Source organism: Massilia sp. MP_M2, assembly GCF_039123635.1.
Lineage (GTDB): Bacteria > Pseudomonadota > Gammaproteobacteria > Burkholderiales > Burkholderiaceae_D > Telluria.
On sequence record NZ_JBCHJF010000003.1, the window covers coordinates 431781 to 453489 of the forward strand.

The 21709-nt window shown below is 63.9% G+C and carries 14 protein-coding genes; 11 read left to right on the forward strand and 3 right to left on the reverse strand.

The features are described 5' to 3' along the window. The first annotated feature begins 15 nt into the window (after positions 1-15). The 3 genes from RCH14_RS09690 (at position 16) to RCH14_RS09700 (ending at position 5423) form a co-directional block, all read left to right on the forward strand. Positions 16-1695 (forward strand): DUF2875 family protein, encoded by a 1680-nt coding sequence (locus RCH14_RS09690; RefSeq protein WP_343025914.1) that lies wholly within the window; start codon positions 16-18, stop codon positions 1693-1695. A gap of 61 nt (positions 1696-1756) precedes the next feature. After that, entirely contained in the window at positions 1757-2839 is a 1083-nt protein-coding gene (gene hemE, locus RCH14_RS09695; protein ID WP_343025915.1) for a uroporphyrinogen decarboxylase, read from the forward strand. Between the two features lie 550 nt (positions 2840-3389). Then, on the forward strand, positions 3390-5423 hold the full coding sequence (locus RCH14_RS09700) for a primosomal protein N' (RefSeq protein WP_343025916.1): 2034 nt from the start codon (positions 3390-3392) through the stop codon (positions 5421-5423). Here the strand turns inward: RCH14_RS09700 and RCH14_RS09705 are convergent. Continuing rightward, a complete protein-coding gene (locus RCH14_RS09705; protein ID WP_343025917.1) occupies positions 5420-6016 on the reverse strand; it encodes a PEP-CTERM sorting domain-containing protein in 597 nt (198 codons plus the stop codon). The genes RCH14_RS09700 and RCH14_RS09705 overlap by 4 nt on opposite strands. Positions 6017-6271: 255 nt before the next feature. Here RCH14_RS09705 and RCH14_RS09710 point away from each other — a divergent pair, with 255 nt between their 5' ends. Then, positions 6272-7711: a dihydrolipoyl dehydrogenase gene (locus tag RCH14_RS09710; protein ID WP_343025918.1), complete on the forward strand. Its 1440-nt coding sequence runs from the start codon at positions 6272-6274 to the stop codon at positions 7709-7711. Between the two features lie 46 nt (positions 7712-7757). On the opposite strand, the gene RCH14_RS09715 is transcribed toward RCH14_RS09710, so the two are convergent. Further along, on the reverse strand, positions 7758-8243 hold the full coding sequence (locus RCH14_RS09715) for an SRPBCC family protein (protein WP_343025919.1): 486 nt from the start codon (positions 8241-8243) through the stop codon (positions 7758-7760). Positions 8244-8460: 217 nt separating this feature from the next. On the opposite strand from RCH14_RS09715, the gene RCH14_RS09720 reads away from it, so the two are divergent. The 3 genes from RCH14_RS09720 to RCH14_RS09730 all read left to right on the forward strand — a co-directional run bounded on the left by RCH14_RS09720 (position 8461) and on the right by RCH14_RS09730 (position 13088). Beyond that, on the forward strand, positions 8461-10530 hold the full coding sequence (locus RCH14_RS09720; RefSeq protein ID WP_343025920.1) for a UvrD-helicase domain-containing protein: 2070 nt from the start codon (positions 8461-8463) through the stop codon (positions 10528-10530). 159 nt (positions 10531-10689) lie between these two features. Then, positions 10690-12822, forward strand: coding sequence for a DUF4214 domain-containing protein (locus RCH14_RS09725; protein ID WP_343025921.1), 2133 nt, complete (start codon positions 10690-10692; stop codon positions 12820-12822). Positions 12823-12884: 62 nt separating this feature from the next. Beyond that, entirely contained in the window at positions 12885-13088 is a 204-nt protein-coding gene (locus RCH14_RS09730; protein WP_183555154.1) for a SlyX family protein, read from the forward strand. 1 nt (position 13089) lies between these two features. On the opposite strand, the gene RCH14_RS09735 is transcribed toward RCH14_RS09730, so the two are convergent. Beyond that, on the reverse strand, positions 13090-14379 hold the full coding sequence (locus RCH14_RS09735) for a GMC family oxidoreductase N-terminal domain-containing protein (RefSeq protein ID WP_343025922.1): 1290 nt from the start codon (positions 14377-14379) through the stop codon (positions 13090-13092). A gap of 204 nt (positions 14380-14583) precedes the next feature. Between RCH14_RS09735 and RCH14_RS09740 the strand changes: the two genes are divergently transcribed. From RCH14_RS09740 to RCH14_RS09755, 4 genes are all read left to right on the forward strand, one after another. After that, a complete protein-coding gene (locus tag RCH14_RS09740; RefSeq protein WP_343025923.1) occupies positions 14584-16725 on the forward strand; it encodes a M3 family metallopeptidase in 2142 nt (713 codons plus the stop codon). A 91-nt stretch (positions 16726-16816) separates the two neighbouring features. After that, on the forward strand, positions 16817-18940 hold the full coding sequence (locus RCH14_RS09745; RefSeq protein WP_343025924.1) for a M3 family metallopeptidase: 2124 nt from the start codon (positions 16817-16819) through the stop codon (positions 18938-18940). A 67-nt stretch (positions 18941-19007) separates the two neighbouring features. Beyond that, positions 19008-21167 carry a M3 family metallopeptidase gene (locus RCH14_RS09750; protein ID WP_343025925.1) on the forward strand — a complete coding sequence of 720 codons (2160 nt, stop codon included), beginning with the start codon at positions 19008-19010 and terminating at the stop codon, positions 21165-21167. A gap of 226 nt (positions 21168-21393) precedes the next feature. Continuing rightward, a complete protein-coding gene (locus RCH14_RS09755) occupies positions 21394-21678 on the forward strand; it encodes a DUF4404 family protein (protein ID WP_343025926.1) in 285 nt (94 codons plus the stop codon). Positions 21679-21709: the final 31 nt, after the last annotated feature.

The following is a 21709-nucleotide window of genomic DNA, read 5'->3' on the forward strand; positions in this document are numbered from 1 at the left end:
TGGCAACGAGCCGCCATGACTGAAACGTCATGCACACGGCCGCCTCAGGTCACTGCTTCTACACATTCGGAGGAAACAATGCATAAATTATGGTGGATTGCATTGCTGGGAATTGTCGTACTGATCGGAGGACGCTTGCTGTTCTCGGTACGAGAAGCCGACGCGCGCAAGGTTGCCGCTTCGGCCGCGGCAACGCAGGCAAGTGCGCACCTGGCTGCAGCACGTACCGAGCAGGGGCGGCGCGAGTATGTATTGGAGGTGATCAACCTGGGTGTCACCTTCGAGAAATACCGGCAGGGAAAACTGTGGGAAGCGTTGCAGACCGGAACGCCTTACACGTCCCTGCGCGAGCAAGACCCAAAAAAATATCCATGGACAAAGTTCGACAAACGCGGCGCAAGTGGCGGACGAGCAGGTGATGCCTTGCGAAACGGTGCAGGCTATTCGGTCGTCGATTGGGGCACACCCGTGTTTGCTGCGGGCCCGCCAGACCACAGCAAGTATCCCGACGGCCCCTTGTCGCCCAATATGGGATTGGCCAACGGGACCAGCGGGGAGGGCATGGCCACCAGCCTGTTCGTCGCAGCCGCACGGCGCTATTCCGAGCGGCCGGACCGGATTCTCGAGGACGTGTTCGGCTTCTTCGACGCCAATCCCGATGTGCCGTACGTTGTCCTGAACTCGGACGATGGCATGACGGTGAGGGAAATGATGCGGGCTCCGGGTTCGCCTCCTCTCGCAGAAGACGGTTATTACATTCCCGAGATGCCGGACGCGGCGGCGCTGTTCATCCTGGCCCGGCGCGAACGCGTCGAGGCAATCCGGCCCTATGCGTTCGATGATATCGACAAACCCCCGACTCCCATCGACGTAATCAACCGCGATGGGGTATCGCGTCGCTTGTTCCTGGCCCATTTTGAGATGGAACAGTCCCTGCCGCGGGCAGACCCCGACAGCAACGGCCGCGCAATCACTGCCGCCGAATGGCTTGACTTCGCCGCGAAGTTCGCCGTGCGGCCAGACATCCGCGGCAGCGGCGAAGTCAGTCTTCTGCACCATGACCGCCTGGACAAGCACCGCCCACCGCGAGACTGGAAGCCGACGCCCTGGTTTCCCGTTCCGTGGAGCAAATTGCAGCTCGAGATGTTCGACGAGATGACTTCGCGCGGCTTCATCCACCGCCCCGTGTTCGTCAAGACCACCGACGAACATGGCAAACCGCTCAAACGCCGGGACGCGCGCGAGAAAGTTCTGCTCGAGGGACTCAGGCAAGCGCTGCGCACGCTGCCCGAATCCGAACGGGCGCAGGGTCCGGCACGCGTCATTGCCGCCACCGGCAACCAGACCAGCCAGCTGATCGCCCTGGAGGGCATGCTGCGCGCTTACGCTGCCGAGGGCGGCCCCGAGATCGACAGCAGCCGGATCGACCAGTTCATCAACCTCGACCGACGCCTGGGCAACACGGGCGCGGCCACCCTGTTCATGCAGATGGCGATCGGCGTGCTGGGCAGCTACCGCGCCGGTGGCACCAGCCTGGCAGTGAACCTGCGCGACCCGGCTGAAGCGACGTTCATCTTCATCAAGCCGCCGCTTGCGCAGGGGCCTGCGCCTCAGAGGGCAAAGGAGGACGTGTTTGGCCCGGTCGGACCGCCCCCGGTCGATCCTGCGAATTACGCGCCTACCGCCGTTCCGTAGGCGCAAGTGGCTGCGCGAGAGTGCGATAATAGGCGTCTATCGTCCACGTCCATTGTCAGCCATGCCACAATTTGCCCCGCTCCAGAACGACACCTTCCTGCGTGCGCTGCTGCGCCAGCCGACCGACTACACCCCGGTGTGGCTGATGCGTCAGGCGGGCCGCTACCTGCCGGAATACCGCGCCACGCGCGCGCGCGCCGGTTCGTTCCTGGGCCTGGCAAAAAATCCCGACTACGCCACCGAAGTCACGCTGCAGCCGCTCGATCGCTTCGCGCTGGACGCGTCGATCCTGTTTTCGGACATCCTGACCGTCCCTGACGCGATGGGCCTGGGCCTGTATTTCGCCGATGGCGAGGGTCCGAAGTTCGAGCGCCCGCTGCGCACCGAAGAGCAGGTCCATGCGCTGGAAGTGCCCGACATGGGCTCGCTCGACTACGTGTTCAAGGCCGTCACGCAGATCCGCGGCGCCCTCAATGGCCGCGTGCCGCTGATCGGCTTTTCGGGCAGCCCGTGGACGCTGGCCTGCTATATGGTCGAAGGCGCCGGCTCGCGCGAGTTCCACACCGTCAAAAAGATGCTCTACAGCCGCCCGGATTTGATGCACCGCATCCTCGAGATCAATGCCAAGGCCGTCACCGCGTACCTGAACGCGCAGATCGACGCCGGCGCGCAAGCCGTGATGATCTTCGATTCGTGGGGCGGGGCACTGGCCGATGGCGCCTACCAGACCTTCTCGCTGCAATACATGCAGCAGATTCTGGCAGGCCTGCAGCGCGAGAAAGATGGCGTGCGCATCCCGGCCGTCGTGTTCACCAAGGGCGGCGGCATCTGGCTCGACCAGATGGCCGACATCGGCGCCGATGCGCTGGGCCTGGACTGGACCGTGAACCTGGGCGCTGCACGCGCGCTGGTCGGCGACCGCGTGGCGCTGCAGGGCAACCTCGACCCGGCGATCCTGTTTGCCGCACCAGAGCAGATTGCGGCCGAAGTCGAGCGCTCGCTGACGGCCTATGGCACGCCATCGAATGGCCACGGCCACGTGTTCAACCTGGGCCATGGCATCTCGCAATTCACCCCGCCGGAATCGGTCACCGCGATGGTCGAGGCGGTGCACAGCTTCAGCCGCAAGCAGCGCGCCGCGTAATCTTGTCCCCGGCTTGCTGCGCACTCTCAAGAGTGCGATTGCAAGCCGACTTCCTCACTTGTTCACAACTTCCGCAAATCCGATAAACGTTCCTGTGGACATCTCGATTTTTCGTGTTTACGCGTAAGTCAATGATCTGTAAGGGGTTTCTTCTCAGGTTATGCGATCTGGCTGTCTTTCCGATCAACGTTGTCCAGCAGAATTCAACCGGATTGGGCGCCTTGTTCACAAAGTTATCAACAGGCGTGGCAAGGGTGCGGAAAAGTGTTTGGTTTACCGGGACTTAGCGTGAAACTTCATGTATTGCCTTAACTGTCTGACGCATCGCAGCGAGTTTTCCACGAAAAATTGCAGAGTTATGCACAAGCGACCGAATGTGGTCAAGGTTGTTAACAGGTTTTTGGACGGTTTTTCAAGTCATTGATTACAAAGACTAAAATTGTCTTGAATTGAGGAATTATCGTCCCAGACTTGATCTAACGTAAACCTTTGATAGGGTCAAGTCCCCCACTATTCACAAAGTTCTCCACAGATTTGCACAGGGCCTAGATTGTCAACCAGCAACCAAGCACCGGTCACACCGTACTGCTTCCTCGAAGTCGTGATCGATACGCCGCTCAACAGCAGTTTCGACTACCGCTGGCCCTGCCAGCCCGGTGACGAACCGCTGCCCGGCCAGCTGGCGCTGGTGTCGTTTGCGCGGCGCGAGGTCATGGCCCTGATCGTCGCGGTCAAGGCCACGAGCGACGTCCCGCCCGAAAAACTCAAGGATGCGTTGGCGGTGCGGGGCGAGCTGGCGCCGCTGTCCGGGCGCTGGCTTGCACTGGCCCGGTTCGCCGCCGAGTACTACCAGCGCCCGCTCGGCGAGGTGGCGTTGCCCGGCCTGCCCAAGAACCTGCGGGTGCCCAAAACAGTGGCCCTGGGGCGCGCGCTGAAAAAACTGGCCAAGCTCGAGGCCGGGCAGGACGCTACCGCAGTGGGCATGCCGGTGCTGAACACGGCCCAGCAAGAAGCGGCCGACGCCATCGGCGGCGCCATCGGTTTCAAGCCGTTCCTGTTATGGGGCGTGACCGGCAGCGGCAAGACCGAGGTCTATCTGCAAGCCTGTGCCCAGGTGCTGGCGCGCGACCCGCAGGCGCAGATCCTGATCATGGTCCCCGAGATCAACCTCACGCCGCAGCTCGAAGGCAATATCCGGGCGCGCTTCCCGGGCATGATGCTCGCCACGCTGCACAGCAGCCTGTCCGAAGGCGAGCGCATGCTGCACTGGCTGGCGGCGCACCTGGGCCAGGCGCGCATCGTGCTCGGCACGCGGCTTTCGCTGCTGGCGTCGCTGCCGCACTTGCAACTGATCGTGATCGACGAAGAGCACGACCCGTCGTACAAGCAGCAGGAAGGCTTGCGCTACTCGGCGCGCGACCTGGCCGTCTGGCGCGCGCACCAGCTGGGCATTCCGATCGTGCTGGGTTCGGCCACGCCATCGCTCGAATCGTGGCACCACGCGCGCTCGGGGCGCTACCAGCGCCTCGACCTGCGCGCGCGCGCCGTCCAGGACGCCGTGCTGCCGCGCGTGCGCCTGATCGACATGGAGCGCGACCGCGGGCGTGATGGCCTGACCACCGAGATGGTCGCGGCGCTGCGCCTGCGTCTGGAGCGCGGTGAGCAGTCACTATTGTTTTTGAACCGGCGCGGCTATGCCCCGGTGATTTCCTGCGACGCCTGCGGCTGGATCAGCGACTGCACGCGCTGCACCGCCTTCATGGTGCTGCACAAGCCCGAGAACCGGCTGCGCTGCCACCACTGCAGTCTGGAGCTGCGCATCCCGCGCTCGTGTCCCACCTGCGGCAATGTCGACATCCAGCCATTGGGCCGGGGTACGCAGCGCGTCGAAGAGGGCTTGCGGGCGATGTTCCCCGAGGCGCGCATCCTGCGCATCGATGCCGATTCCACGCGCCTGAAGGGCAGCGCGCAGGCGGCGTTCGACAGCGTGCACCGGGGCGAGGTCGATATCCTGATCGGCACCCAGATGGTCGCCAAGGGCCACGACTTCAAGAAGCTCACGCTGGTGGGCATTCTGAACCCGGATACCGCGCTGTTCTCGCAGGACTACCGCGCCAGCGAGCGTCTGTTCGCGCAGCTGATGCAGGTGGCGGGGCGCGCGGGACGGGCCGGGGCGCCATCCGAGGTGCTGGTGCAGACGCGCTACGTGCAGCATCCGCTGTACGGCGCGGTGATGCGCCACGATTACGAGCGCTTTGCCGGCCAGTTGCTCGACGAACGGCGCGAAGCGGGCCTGCCGCCCTACATGTACCAGGCCTTGCTGCGGGCCGAAGCGCGCGAGCTGCCGATCGCGATTGCGTTTCTGGAAAGCGCGCGCGACTGCCTGGCGCACGACGGCATCCTGATCAATGACCCGATCCCGATGACGATGACGCGCGTGCACAATATGGACCGCGCCCAGCTGCTGGTGGAGTCCAGCTCGCGCCCGGCCTTGCAGGCCTTCCTGCGCGAGTGGATGGAAGCGCTGCGGGCCATGAAGGCCCGCGTGAAGTGGTCGCTCGAAGTCGACCCGCTCGATATTTAAGCCGCGCTGGCAGCCTTGCGCGCCGCCTGGCGGCGACGGTTTGCATAGCCCATCATGCCCAGGCCGGCGCCCAGCAGCAGACCGGTGGCTGGCTCAGGCACTTCGCCGGGCACTTCCACGTCGACGGGTTCCACGCCAAACGTCAGGGTGCCGAAGTTCCAGATGCCATCGACGCCAGCGAAGTCATCGAAGTCTTCATAGAATTCCAGGCGCAGGATGCCGTCGGCACCAACTGCGAACTCCAGGCCGAAGTCGGCCAGAGTGGCGGAACCGGCGTAGGTCGCGGTACCCGGACCGTCATCGCCGAAACCCGGGTTGAACACCACGCCGTCGATGCCGTCCGAGGCGGTGAACGCCAGGCCAATTTCGGACAGCCAGCTCGGCGAGAACGCCGTCAGGTTCAACGAGTAGGCGACGCTGGTAATGACCGAATTGGCGCCGACGTTAAAGTTCAGCACGGTATTGCCTGGATCGCCGATCTCACCCTGGCTCGTGACCCCAGCAACATTGACAACCAGCGGCGCGGCGAACACGGAAGAGCAAGCGAACAGCGACAGGCTAACAAGCAGTTTGTTGAAGGAAGCAAGTGACATGGGATCTCCTTGGTGGGTGAACCCGAAGTAGAGCAAATATCATGCCGTATTTCTATTTTTGATCTATGCAATTGATTCTTTTAAATAAAGTTTCTGAAAATTAAAGTTGTAACTTGCGATTTGTAAGATTTATCGACAGTTATTCAACATCATTTTTAAAACGCTGGCGCCCGATGGCATGCTGAATCGGTCAGTCCTGCCACCAGCGTGCTTGAAATAGCGTATCGTTTTGCCTGTCAACAGCGAAAGAGCACCATGAAACAATTGAACGTGGATGTCGCCGTCATCGGCACTGGCACCGCCGGCATGACGGCCTATCGCGCAGCCAAAGCGCAGGGCGCGCGCACCGTGGTGATCGAGGGCGCGCACTACGGCACCACCTGCGCCCGGGTCGGTTGCATGCCGAGCAAGCTCCTGATCGCTGCGGCCGAGGCGGCGCACACGCTGCACACGTCCGGCCCGTTTGGCGTGCATGCCGGCGAGGTGCGGATCGATGGCCCGGCCGTGATGGCGCGCGTCCAGCGCGAACGCGACCGTTTCGTCGGCTTCGTGCTCGAGGCCGTGGAAGCCATTCCCGTTCAGGACCGCCTGCAGGGCCACGCACGCTTTACCGGCCCGTGCACGCTGCAGGTCGACGACCATACCGAGATCCACGCCGGGCGCGTCGTCATCGCCACCGGCTCGACGCCACTGCGCCTGCCGCAGCTCGAGAACGTCGGTCCCGGCATCGTCACCAGCGACGACGTGTTTTACTGGAATGACCTGCCCGCCTCGGTGGCCGTGATCGGCACCGGCGTGATCGGCCTCGAACTGGGCCAGGCCCTGAGCCGCCTGGGCGTGCGCGTGCGTTTCTACGCGCGCGGCGGCTCCATCGCCAACATCAGCGACCCCGAAGTGCTGCGCTGCGCTGCGCGCGTGCTGGGCGAGGAAGTCGACATTGCGTTCCAGAGCGAGATCGTGACAGCAGTGCAGGAGGGCGACGAGGTCGTTTTGCATGTGCGCGACGCGCTGGGCAAGGAAAGCAGCGAACGCTTTCAGTACGTGCTGATGGCCGCCGGGCGCAGGCCGAACGTGCATGACCTGGGGCTGGAATTGACCGGCCTGGAGCGGGGCGCCGACGGCATCCCGACCTTTGACGTGCGCACGATGCAGTGTGGCACCAGCTCTATCTTCATCGCGGGCGACGCCAACAACGAGCGCCCGTTGCTGCACGACGCGGCTGATCACGGCAAGATCGCCGGCGACAATGCGGGCCGTTACCCCGACGTACGTCCGGGCCTGCGCCGCACGCCGATCGCGGTCGCCTTTACCGAGCCAAATATCGCCACGTTGGGCAAGAGCTACCGGGAACTGTGCGCGGGCGGGCAACGCAAATTCGCCGTGGGCAGCGTGTCGTTCGAGAACCAGGGCCGCAGCCGCGTCATGTTGCAGAACAAGGGGATGCTGCGGGTGTATGCCGAATACGGCTCGCGCCTGTTCCTGGGCGCCGAGATGATCGCGCCGCGCGCCGAACACCTGGCGCACCTGCTGTCATGGGCGTGCCAGATGCGCCTGACGGTCGACCAGATGCTGGAGATGCCGTTCTATCACCCGGTGATCGAAGAAGGCGTACGCACCGCGCTACGCGACCTGGCAACCAACCTGTCGCAGGGCGAGAGCACCACCCTCGCCGCCGAGACCCAGCCGGGTCTCTAGAGCGCGTCGCCGGATCGCCGGACCGCCGGATCGCCGGACCGCCGGATCAGTTGAGCAGGGTGCTGGCCAGCTTGCCCTGGCCGGCCAGCTGGCGCAGGATGCGCACCGTGTCGATGTCGGCTTCTTCGTAGGCCGACTTCTTGAATTCGTCGTACATCGCATTGGCCTGGTCGACATGTTCGCCCATGCCGTCGTCGTAGCAGAAGCGCACCAGCAGCATGGCGCTGGTGGGCGCCTCGATGACCATGCGCAGCGTCGAGGCCGTGATGTCGCCCTGGGCCGGCACGTCGTAGTGCACCTCTTGCAGCGGGGTCAAGGTCACCTTGTCTTCGATCACCAGCGGGCCGAAGGTCAGGCGGCGGCGCATGACGCCGGCGTCGCGCTCGAGGATCTCGCAGGTGTCCAGGTGCGGGATGAACAGCTTCGGCTGCTCGGCGCGCAGCACCAGGCCGTGCCACAGCTGCTCGCGGGTGAGCGTGTCGAGCAGCGGGTTCATCGGATCGTTGATTTCGACGAGATGTTCGAATTTCATGTGCAGATTTCCAGAAAAATAGGGCTGCAGCGTCGCGCCTGGCGTGTCGCTGGCAAAGGTCGCATGGTACCCGATCCCCGGCTGACTCGCAGGAGCATGCGGGCAAACACGAGCACAGCGGCCGCATGTTGCAATCCGGCTTGGCCTGCGACGCGCCATCGCCCGCTGCGCCCGCCAGATTGTTACAATCGACCTCTGTCCCACCGAAAACTTCCCCATGTCTAACGCACCAAAGTTCGGCCTTAACGGGCCGCAGAGCGAAGCCGCGCTGTATCTGGACGGCCCTTGCCTGGTGCTCGCAGGCGCCGGGTCCGGCAAGACGCGCGTGATCACGCAAAAGATCGCCTACATGATCGAGCACTGCGGCTACGATCCCCGCACGATTGCCGCGCTGACCTTTACCAACAAGGCGGCGCTCGAGATGCAGGAGCGCATCGCCAAGCTGCTCAAGCAGCCGAAGCAGGCCAAGCAATTGACCGTGTCGACCTTTCACTCGCTGGGCGTGCGCATCCTGCGCCAGGAAGCGGCCGGGGTAGGGCTGAAGGACAAGTTTTCGATCATGGACAGCGACGACTGCTACACGATCGTGTCCGACCTGGCGCTGAGCACCGACAAGCAGGAAATTCGCCGCATCCAGAACACGATTTCGCTGTGGAAGAACGGCCTGGTCGATCCGGAAGACGCGATCAAGGCGGCGCGCGACGAAGACGAAGCGCAGGCCGGGCGCGTCTACCGCAGCTATGTGGCCACGCTGCAGGCCTACCAGGCGGTCGATTTCGACGACCTGATCCGCCTGCCGGTGGAACTGTTTCGCAACAACGATCCGATCCGCGACCGCTGGCAACGCCGCCTGCGCTACCTGTTGATGGACGAGTACCAGGACACCAATACCTGCCAGTACGAGCTGGTCAAGCTCCTGGTGACGGGCCTGGGCAAGAAGCCGATGTTTACCGCCGTGGGCGACGATGACCAGGCGATCTACGCCTGGCGCGGTGCCTCGGTCGAGAACCTGAAAACGCTGCAGGTCGATTTCCCCGACCTGCGCGTGATCAAGCTCGAGCAGAACTACCGCTCCACCACCCGCATCCTGCAGGCGGCCAATGCCGTGATCGGCAACAACCCGAAGATCTTCGAGAAGTCACTGTGGTCCGAGCACGGCCTGGGCGAGCCGATCAAGGTGATGGGCATGCAGAACGACGACCAGGAAGCTGACCAGATCGCGATGCTGATTTCGTCCGAGCACTTTCAGCGCAAGAACAACTGGTCCGACTTCGCCATCCTGTACCGCGGCAACCACCAGGCGCGCGTGATGGAGCAGGCGCTGCGCAAGGAGCGCATCCCGTACACGATGTCGGGCGGCCAGAGCTTCTTCGACAAGGCCGAGATCAAGGACATCATTGCCTACCTGCGCCTGATCGCCAACCAGGACGACGACCCGGCCTTCATCCGCGCCATCACGACGCCCAAGCGCGGGGTCGGCATGGCCACGCTCGAAGTGCTGGGCGAATTTTCGAAGCAGTGGAATTGTTCGTTATTCGAGGCGGCGCGCAAGGGCGGCATCGAAGCCAAGCTGGCCGAGCGGCAACTGGGCTCGGTGCGCAACTTCTGCCACTTCATCAGCGAGCTGGAAGACCGCGCGACCCGGCCCGGCCCGCTGGGCGCCGGCGACCATGCGGCCGAGGTGCTCGACGACATGATGAAGGAAATGAATTACGAGCATTACCTGTACGAAGGCTTCGACGACCGCGCGGCCCAGGCCAAGTGGCAGAACGTGCTCGAATTTACCAACTGGCTGAAAGAGCGCGGGCGTGGCGGGCGCGACCGCGATGGCGAAGAAAAGAACCTGCTGGAACTGACGCAGATGGTGGCCTTGATGTCGATGCTCGAAGGCCAGGACGAGGAGCAGGATGCCGTGCGCATGTCGACGCTGCACGCCTCGAAAGGGCTGGAGTACCCGCACGTGTACCTGGTTGGCGTGGAAGAGGGCATCCTGCCGCACAAGGGTGACCCGGACGCCTCCATCGAAACGATCTCGGCGCGCATCCAGGAAGAACGGCGCCTGATGTACGTGGGCATCACGCGCGCCCAGCGCACGCTGCACGTGAGCTGGTGCAAGCGGCGCAAACGCGCTGGCGAGCTGGTCAATTGCGATCCATCGCGCTTCATCAAGGAAATGGCGCTGGACGTTGGTGAGGCCGCGCCGATGGAATCGGAAATACTGAGTCCCAAGGCAAGATTGGCAAGTTTGAAAGCCTTGTTGGCAACACCGCGGCCGGTTCCGGAGTAAACCGTTGTGCGCAAGCCTTGATGGATCGGCAAGTCGTGCGCACGATTGAAATGCTATTTGACTTCAAGTGTCGAGCAAGAAATACTTGCCGGGATAACGAGATTTTGATATCTAAATTCCCACGGCATTTACCTTGCTGCAACTATTATTGACTGATTCATGGCAACTCCTTCCGACATCACCGTCACCCCGCTTACGGGACTGAACCATATCGACGCCTTGCTGGACAAGGGGCCCGACTGGAACTTCCTCAGCAATAACAACGCCAACGTCCTGTTCTACACGTTCTCGACCACTGCGGGCAACGAAAGCGGCCGGACTGGCCAGGAAGCATTCAGCGTCTCCCAGCAGGCCAATGCCCGGACGGCGTTCAATTATCTGCAGCAAGTGACCGGGATTCAATTCCAGGAAACGGCGTCCGGCACGAGCGCCCAGTTCCATCTGGCCAATCTGAACCTGGATGGCGCCAGCACGACGGGCCTGAACAGCTGGCTGTCGCAGCGGACCGGCACCGAAACCACGCTGACCGCGTATAACGCCAACGCCTACATCTACCTGGACAATGTCGAGTGGCGCGCGATGACCCAGGATCTGACGGCCGGCGGCCAGGGTTACGAAACCCTGCTGCACGAACTGGGCCACGCCCTGGGCCTGAAGCACCCGTTCCCCGAACCCGGTGATGACAACCTGGCCGTGCTCCCCGACAGCGAAGACAACACGAGCAATACGATCATGTCGTATACCAGCGTCGGCGGCTGGCACAGCACCTACCGTCCCTACGACGTCGCGGCACTGAACTGGCTGTATGGTGGCGACGGCCTGCGCGGCGAGCTCGGCATCAACAGCACGACGGGCGCACGCTATCTGACGGGCAGCTACAAGGACGACGCCCTGACCGGCACCCAATTCAACGACATATTGCAGGGCAACGGAGGGAACGACATGATGGACGGCGGCGCAGGAACGGACACGGCCATTTTCAATGGCAACCGCGATGGGTATGCATTTTCCACGCTGGCCGATGGCGCGCTGGCGGTGGCGGGGGCCGACGGCACCGATACGCTGCGCGATATCGAATGGCTGCAGTTTGCCGACATGCGCGTCGAGCGCGCGAATGTGGCGACCGACAACGTGGCGCCGCCACCGCCGGTGATGGCCGTGACGCAGAACGGCTACCTGTATGCGCGCGGCAGCCAGCCTGGCATGAACGGCACCGCGGAAGCCTATTCGACGGTCAAGGTCTATCTCAACGAGCAGGTCATCGCCACCGCCACGGCGGATGCCAATGGCCTGTGGAGCGCCCGTTCGACCGTGGCGCTGGCCGACGGCCTGAACTACCGCGCCTACGCCACTGCCACCGATGCGGCCGGCAACGCGTCGACGGGCAGCAGCGGCGTCACGTTCCACATCGACGCCACGCCACCAACGATCCCGACCGTGAATATCGCCATGCCCGCGGGCGGCAACAAGCCCGTCTTCAGCGGCAGCGGCGAAGCCGGCACCACGATCGAACTGTATCGCGACGGCGACTTCACCAAGATCGGCAGCGCCGTGGTGGGCGCGAATGGTGCATGGTCGCTGACGTCGCAACCGCTGCCAAACGGTAGCTACAACGTGATCGTGACGTCGCTGGACCTGGCCGGCAATGCCCGCGCCGGACAAGTCACGGCTGCCGTATCGATTTCGCATGCAGGCTACCAGGCCGGCACCGCCGTCGCCGACACCATCGTCATGAACGCCGGCAGCACCGCCGTGGACGCCGGCGCCGGCATCGATACCGTGGTGTTTGGCGGCGCGCGCGCCGACTTCGCCGTCAAGAAGGAAACCTGGGGCTACTCGGTAACGGGTGCCAATGGTGAAGTCGACGGCTTGTTCAACGTCGAGCGCATCCAGTTCAACGATGGCTGGAAAGCGATCGACGACAATTCGGCCAAGATCTTCCGCCTGTACCAGGCCATCATGGGCCGCGAGTCGGACGAAGGTGGCCTGGGCTTCTGGACCAAGCACCTCGATAACGGCACGCTGCTGACCACGATCGCTGCCGGCTTCATGGAAGCGCCGGAATTCGACACGCTGTATGGCGCCGCGCCAAGCAATGACGAGTTCATCTACAAGCTGTACGACAACGTGCTCAATCGCGAGCCGGATGCCGGCGGCCTGCTGTACTGGACGGCGGAAATCGGTCGCCTCGGCCGGGAACAGCTGGTGATCGAGTTCAGCGAAAGCCCGGAAAACCAGGCGCTCGTTATCGAGACGGTCGGCAAGGGCCTGGACTTCATTCCCTACGCCTGACCTGCCAGGTGCACGGCGCCCCCGGCCATGCTGGCATAATGCCGGCTTTACCGGAGTGCGCCGTGGACCAGGAAGAACGTTTCGTCAATCTTGAAATCAAGCTCTCCCAGCAGGAAGACCTGCTCGATGAGCTGAACAAGACCATCTATCGCCAGGAGCGCCGTATCGACGAGCTCGAGGCAATGGTCGGCAAGCTGGCCGACCACCTGCGCTCGCTGCGCGATGCCGGCCAGGCACCACTCAACGAACGCCCTCCACACTATTAAGTCATTCGACACGCGCCAGGTGCTGCCCCAGGCGCTTGCCCAGGCACAGCAGCGTGAGTGTCGGCGGCAAGCCCCATGGCTGCGGGATCACCGACGCATCGCACACATAGACACCCGGCGCACGCGTGCGCAGATCGGCATCAACGCCGGCGCCGATGCGCACGCTGCCGCCCGGGTGCGCCGCAAAATGCCAGCTCTTGAACACGTGCCGCGCGCCGGCCGCCTGCAGGATCGTGCGCGCCATCAGTTCGCCCTTTTGCAGGCGAACGCGATCGCCAGCGCTCAGGCGCTTGTCGGCCCAGCGCGGTCCGATGCGCCCGCTGATGGTGTCCCGAATCTTGACCATGATGCTCAGGGTACGCCGGTGCGCGAACAAGCGGTCCACGCGTCCGACCTGCGCCGCGAAGGCCTGGTACATCGGGCGCGGCAAGGTCAGGTCGGCCAGCGCGATGCCGGCCTGCGGGTCATGCCAGCCGGCCGCCATCGGCACTTCGGCGCCGCCATCGATGTCGGTCACGCTGCCCATCACGGCCACCACCGGATCGCTGAAGAACGGCGCATCGCGCGGCCCCAGTCCTGAGGCGTGCAGGATGCGCGGGCTGCCGATTCCGCCGCCACTGAGGATCACCAGCGGTGCATGGATCGTCTGCAATTGCCCGTGTTGCCTGACCTCGACACCGCTTGCACGGCCCTGTTCCAGCAGCACGCGCGTGACGCGGCTGCCTGTCTGCAGCGTGGCGCCGAGGCCGATCGCCTGCTCGACAAAATCGCGGGCACTCCACTTGGCGCCGTACGGGCAGCCATAGGTACAGCGCCAGCAGCCGCTGCGGCACAGCGCCGGCCGGATCATCTTGTCGAGCTTGTGCCAGTCGATGCCGGCCGCGCGCGCCGCCGTCATGATGCGCGTGGCCATGGGGCCGATCAGCGTATCGGGCAGGGGTGCGAGCGGCAGCTCCGCGCGCAGTTCGGCCAGGCTCGGGGCCAGGTCGATGCCATACGCGGCGAAGTACGCCGCCGGCGGCGCGGCCGCAGTGGCGAAGTTGACCGCCGAGCTGCCGCCCAGCGTCGTGCCGCTCACCAGCAGCGACGCATCGCGATGGATGAACGCGCCGCGCCCGGGCACGGCCGCCATCGATGCCATCTGCGTGACGGTGCCGGCTAGCGGCGCGGCGCCGCCCTGTTCGAGCATCAAAACCCGGCTGCCGGCGCGGGCCAGTTCGCGCGCGACGCTGGCCCCGCCAGGGCCGGTGCCGACCACGATGGCGTCGAAGGAAGAGGAAGAAAGGGTCATGAAAAAGCGCCGCAAAGAGACCGCAAAAGGGCCCCGATGCTAGCACGGCGCTCACCGTATGCACGTCAATACAGGGGCTGCGGATTGATACATTGCGCTACTTTTTAATTGTTACAAGTGCCATGCAAGCCTGCTATGATCTTCAGCGCACTGCTGTCGAGCCACTGGCGACAGCGCCCTTCCTCAGTGTTAGCGAAAGACCTCATGATCCGTCCTCAACTGCTCATCGTGGCAGCCGGCGTCGCGCTGGCGTGTTCCGCCATCGCAGCACCTGTCGCACCCGCCCTCGACGCTTCCAACCCGTTCGCCAAGCCCAGCAGCCTGCCGCTGCAGTACCCGGCGTTCGACAAGATCAAGGATGCGCACTATCTGCCTGCGTTCGCTGCCGGCATGCGCGAAGAACTGCGCGAAGTCGCCGCCATCGCCGGTGACAAGGCGGCGCCGACGTTCGACAACACGATCGTGGCGCTGGAAAAATCCGGCCAGTTGCTGGCGCGCGTGAACGCGACCTTCAGCAACCTGCACGGCGCTAACACCAACGACACGCTCGACGCGGTCGATCGCGAGATGTCGCCCAAGCTGGCGGCGCACACCGATGCAATCCACCTGAACGCGAAGCTGTTCGCGCGCGTCAAGGCGCTGCACGACAAGCGCGCTTCGCTGGGTCTGGATGCCGAATCGACGCACCTGCTCGAGCGCTACTACAAGGAATTCGTGCGCGCCGGCGCCAACCTGTCGGCGGCCAACCAGGCCAAGCTGAAGGCTTACAACGGCGAGATCGCCTCGCTGCAGTCGGACTTCTCGCAGCGCGTGCTCAAGGGCGCGAATGCCGCCGCCCTGATCGTAAACACCCGCGCCGAACTGGCGGGCCTGTCGGATGCCGAGATCAATGCCGCTGCTGCTGAAGCCGCGCAACGCGGCCAGAAGGGCAAGTTCGCGATCCCGATTGTCAACACCTCGATCCAGCCTGGCCTGTCGACCCTGACGCACCGCGCCACGCGCGAGCGCCTGATGAAAGCCTCGCTTGAGCGCGGCACCAAGGGCGGCGAATTCGACACGACCAAACAGGTGCTGCGCCTGGCCAAGCTGCGCGCCGAACGCGCCGTGCTGCTGGGCTATCCGAACTTCGCGGCCTATTCGCAAGAACTGGAAACCGCGCGCAATCCGGCCGCCGTCAACAAGCTGCTGGGCGACCTGGCCAAGCCGGCCGTGAACAATGCCAAGAAGGAAGCCGTCGAGATCCAGGCCGCGATCAACAAAGACGGCGGCAAATTCGAGCTGGCAAGCTGGGACTGGCCGCTGTACGCCGACAAGGTACGCGCCGAGAAATTCAATTTCGACGACAGCCAGCTGCGCCCGTACTTTGAACTGAACCGCGTGCTGGTCGATGGCGTGTTCTTCGCCGCGACCAAGGAATACGGCATCACGTTCAAGGAACGCAAGGACCTGCCGACCTACGACGCCGACGTGCGTACCTTCGACGTGTACGACGTCGACGGCAAGCTGCTGACGATCTTCATCTTCGACCCGTACGCACGCAGCAACAAGCAGGGCGGCGCCTGGATGAACGAGTACGTCTCGCAATCGCACCTGCTGGGTCAGAAGCCGGTCATCGGCAACCACCTGAACATTCCGAAGCCGCCAGCCGGCGAGCCAACGCTGCTGACGTATGACGAAGTGGTCACGACGTTCCACGAATTCGGCCACGCGCTGCACGGCATGTTCTCGGACGTGAAATACCCGAAATTCTCGGGCACCAACGTGCCGCGCGACTTCGTCGAGTATCCGTCGCAGGTCAACGAGATGTGGGTGACCTGGCCTGAAGTACTGGCCAACTACGCCAAGCATTACAAGACCGGCGCACCGATGCCGAAGGACTTGCTGGACAAGGTCGTCGCGTCGAAGAAGTTCGGCCAGGGCTACACCACCACGGCGTACCTGGCCGCAGCGCTGCTCGACCAGCGCTGGCACCAGATCACGCCAAACCAGGTGCCCACCGACGTGCTCAGCTTCGAAGCGAAGGCGCTGGCCGATGCCGGCGTTGCATACGCTCCGGTGCCGCCGCGCTACCGCAGCGCGTACTTCTCGCACTCGATGGGCGGCGGCTATTCGGCCGGCTACTACGCCTATCTGTGGAGTGAGCGCCTGGACGCCGAGACGGTCAAGTGGTTCACCGAAAGCGGTGGCCTGACGCGCAAGAACGGCGACCATTTCCGCAAGACGCTGCTCTCGCGCGGCGGCACGCAAGAAGCGATGGACCTGTTCCGCAATTTCCGTGGCCGCGATCCGGTCATCGGCCCACTGCTGGAACGCCGCGGCCTGACCGCGACGCCGTCGAACGACTGATGCCTGCGCGCCGCCTGTACCGTCACGAGCGGTGCCGGCGGCGCGCAGCGCCATTGAGCTACCCTTTTTCTTCCATTGCACAAGAGACTCCATGAACCGTCCAAAACTGCTGCTGATCGCAGCCGGCGTTGCCCTTGCCACCCTCGCATTTTCCAAGTCGGCCAGCGCAGCGCTGCCGGCCTCGAATCCCTTCGCCAAGCCGAGCACCCTGCAGTATGGCTACCCGGCTTTCGACAAGATCAAGAACGAGCACTTCGCGCCGGCATTCGACGAAGGCATGCGCGAGCAGGCTGCTGAAATCGGCAAGATCGCCAGCAACAAGGCGGCGCCGACGTTCGACAACACGATCGTGGCGATGGAGCGCTCGGGCGAGTTACTGGGCCGCGTGCGCGCCGTGTTCTACACGCTGACCGGTTCGTACACCAACGACACGCTGCAGGCACTGGACAAGGACCTGGCGCCAAAATTTGCGGCCCACAGCGATGCGATCCGCCTGAACCCGGCCCTGTTCGCGCGCATCAAGACCCTGCACGACAAGCGCGCCACGCTCGGCCTGGACGCCGAATCGGCGTTCCTGCTCGAGCGCTATTACAAGGACTTCGTGCGCGCCGGCGCCAACCTGTCCGCTGCCGACAAGGTCAAGCTCAAGGAGTACAACGGCAAGCTGGCCGCGCTGCAGACCCAGTTCAGCCAGAACGTGCTCAAGGAAGTCAACGCGTCGGCGTTTGTCGTCGACACCCGCGCCGAACTGGCCGGCCTGCCCGAGAAAGCCATCGACGCGGCTGCCGCTGAGGCAACCAAGCGCGGCCTGGAAGGCAAGTTCGTCATCCCGGTTGTGAACACCACGCAGCAAGCGCCGCTGGCCGTGCTGACCAACCGCGCCACGCGCGAAAAGCTGCTCACCACGTCGATGATCCGCGGCAACCGTGGCGGCGAATTCGACAACCGCGACGTCGTGCTGCAACTGGCCAAGCTGCGCGCCGAACGTGCCGAGCTGCTGGGCTACGAGAACTACGCCGCCTACTCGCTCGAAGACCAGACGGCAAAGAACACCACGTCGGTCAACAAGCTGCTGGGCGATCTGACCGCGCCGGCCGTGCGCAACGCGAAGAAAGAAGGGGCCGAGATCCAGGCCGTGATCGATGCGGAAAAGGGCGGCTTCAAGCTGGCCGCGCAGGACTGGGCGATCTACAGCGACAAGGTGCGCACCGCCAAGTACGCGTTCGACGCCGACCAGCTCAAGCCGTACTTCGAATTCGACAACGTGCTCGAAAAAGGCACGTTCTTCGCCGCGACCAAATTGTGGGGCATCACCTTCAAGCGCCGCACCGACCTGCCGACCTACGACGCCGACGTGCGCGTGTATGACGTGTTCGAAGAAAATGGCGCCCACCTGGCCATCTTCGTGGTCGACCCGTACGCGCGTCCGAACAAGCGCGGCGGCGCATGGATGAGTTCGCTGGTCAACCAGAGCTTCCTGCTCGACAAGAAGCCGGTCATCACCAACAACCTGAACCTGACCAAGCCGGCCCCAGGCGAGCCGACCCTGCTCACCTGGGACGAGGTGCGCACGACGTTCCACGAATTCGGCCACGCGACCCACGGCTGGTTCTCGAAGGTCAAGTACCCGCGCTTCTCGGGCACCAGCGTGCCGCGCGACTATGTCGAGCTGCCATCGCAGGTCTACGAGATGTGGATGGCCTGGCCCGAAGTGATGGCCAGCTACGCCAAGCATTACCAGACCGGCGCCGTGATGCCGAAGGAACTGCTGGACAAGCTGCGCGCGTCGCAGAAGTTCAATGAAGGCTACCGCACCACCGAGTACCTGGCCGCTGCGGTGCTCGACCAGCGCTGGCACCAGCTGGGCTCCAAGGCCATCCCGACCGACGTGAAGACGTTCGAGCAGCAGGCGCTGAAGGACGCGGGCCTGGACTTCGCACCGGTCCCGCCGCGCTACAGCAGCACGTACTTCTCGCATGCGATGGGCGGCGGTTATTCGGCCGGCTACTACAGCTATCTGTGGGCCGAGCGCCTCGACGCCGATGCCGGCGAGTGGTTCAAGGAAAACGGCGGCCTGCAGCGCAAGAACGGCGACCGCTTCCGCAACATGGTGCTGTCAAAAGGCGGCACCGTCGATGCGGTCGAGATGTACCGCGCCTTCCGTGGCCGCGATCCGGTCATCGAGCCGCTGCTCGAGCGCCGCGGCCTGAATTGACGCCAGGGCAGCCGGTTTGCGCCGGCTGCCAGCAGGTCCTTATCCTTATCGTGAAAAGCACAAGAACATGAAACGTACCCACATCATCCTGGCCGCCGCCGTCAGCGCCGCCGTCGCCAATTTCGCGTTTGCCGCGCAGGCGCCGGCGCCTGCCGCAGCGATGACCGCCGCGGCACCGTTCGACGCGAGCAACCCGTTCGCCAAAGAGAGCAGCCTGCAATACAACTACCCGGCCTGGGACAAGATCAAGAACGAGCACTTCGCTCCGGCCTACGCCGAGGCGATGCGCCAGCACACGGCGGAGATCGAGAAGATCGCCAACAACAAGGCGGCGCCGACGTTTGAGAACACCATCGTGGCGATGGAGCGCTCGGGCCGCATGCTGAACCGCGTGAGCACCGCCTTCGGCACGCTGTCGGGTTCCTACACCAACGACACGCTGATCGCGCTGGGCCGCGACATCGCGCCGAAGCTGTCGCAGCACAGCGACGCGATCCGCCTGAACGGCAAGCTGTACGCCCGCATCAAGGCGCTGTACGACAAGCGCGCCAGCCTGAAGCTCGACAGCGAATCGGCCTACCTGCTGGACCGCTACAACAATGACTTCGAGCGCGCCGGCGCCAAGCTGTCGGACGCCGACAAGGAAAAGCTGAAGGCCTTCAACAGCCAGCTGGCCGCCCTGCAGACCAAGTTCGCCCAAGACACGCTGAAAGAAGCCAACGCCTCGGCGCTGGTGGTCGGTTCGCGCGCCGAACTGGCGGGCATGAGCGACAAGGCCATCGACGGCGCCGCTGCCGAAGCAAAAAAACGCAGCCTGGATGGCAAGTTTGCCCTGCCGGTCGTGAACACCACCCAGCAGGCATCGCTGTCGGTGCTGACCAACCGCGCCACGCGCGAAAAACTGCTGGCCGCATCGATGGCGCGCGGCAGCCGTGGCGGTGAATTCGACACCCGCAACACCGTGCTGCAGATCGCCAAGCTGCGCGCCGAACGTGCCGTGCTGCTGGGCTTCCCGAACCACGCTGCCTACAACCTGGAAGAGCAGACCGCCAAGACCACCGGCGCCGTCAATAGCCTGCTGGCCGAACTGGCCACGCCTGCCGTGAACAACGCGAAGAAGGAAGCGGCTGACATCCAGAAGGTGATCGACGCCGAAAAAGGCGGCTTCAAGGCCGCCGCGCACGACTGGAGCTTCTACAGCGACAAGGTGCGCGCCGAGCGTTACGCGTTCGACGCCAGCCAGCTGCGTCCGTACTTCGAACTGAACCGCGTGCTGGTCGATGGCGTGTTCTTTGCCGCCACCAAGGAATTCGGCATCACCTTCAAGGAGCGCAAGGACCTGCCTGGCTACAACGACGACGTGCGCGTGTTCGACGTGTTCGACGTCGATGGCAAGCAACTGGCGATCTTCACGTTCGACCCGTATGCCCGCTCGAACAAGCGTGGCGGTGCCTGGGCCAATGCCTGGGCCAGCCAGAGCAAGCTGCTGGGCACGAAGCCTGTCATCGCCAACAACCTGAACATCCCGAAGCCGGCCGCCGGCGAGCCGACGCTGCTGACGTACGACGAAGTGCGCACCACGTTCCACGAATTTGGCCACGCGCTGCACGGCATGTTCTCGGACGTGCAGTACCCGCGCTTCTCGGGTTCGCGCGTGCCGCGTGACTACGTCGAGTTCCCGTCACAGGTCAACGAGATGTGGATGACCTGGCCGGAAGTGCTGGCCAACTATGCCAAGCATTACCAGACCGGCGAGCCGATGCCGAAAGCGCTGCTGGACAAGGTGCAGGCGTCGTCGCAGTTCAACGAAGGCTTCCGCACCACCGAGTATCTGGCTGCTGCGCTGCTGGACCAGGCCTGGCACCAGCTGGCGCCGAACCAGATTCCGACCGATGTACTGGCGTTCGAGGCGCAGGCGCTCAAGAAAGCCGGCGTTGACTTCGCCCTGGTGCCGCCGCGCTATCGCAGCACGTACTTCTCGCACACGTTCTCGGGGGGCTACTCGGCCGGCTATTACGGTTACCTGTGGGCCGAGAAGCTCGACGCCGACACGGTCGAGTGGTTCAAGGCCAATGGCGGCCTGACGCGCAAGAACGGCGAGCATTTCCGCAAGACGCTGCTCTCGCGTGGCGGCACGCTGGACGCGATGCAGATGTACCGTAATTTCCGCGGCAAGGATGCGGATATCAAGCCGCTGCTGGAGCGTCGTGGCTTGACGGGTAACTGATGGGTGTCCTGGCCTGTCGTTGGTGAATTGACCGGTCGCTATCACCGCGTGGACGGAGAATCCGTCCACCCTACGGGTGTTTTGGCCGGTCGTTGGTGAATTGACCGTAGGGTGGACGGCTCTGCCGTCCACGCGTTCAATGATCCTTTGCGCCTTCCGCACGGCCGTGTTCTCCTCCACACGCCCCATGCCTTACAATGAAATCGACCAATCCACGGAGATCACGATGCAACCCGAACACGATGCCGATCTGAAGGCACGCCTGAAAGCCCTGCACCGCACACTGCAGGAAACCGGTGAGACCGATGTCGAACTGGAAACGCTGCTGCGCCAGCTCGATGGCGACATCGAGAAAGTGCTCGACCGCCGCGCCGAGCAAGAGCTCGATGCCAATACCTATGGCCTGGGCTCGCGCACGCAGGAGCTGGCAGCCCGTTTTGCCGCCCGCCACCCGCGCGTCGAGCATGGCTTGCGTGAGCTGGGCCAGATCCTGTCGAACATGGGTATCTGATTCACCCTGCCGAAAAAGTAGGCGGAATAGC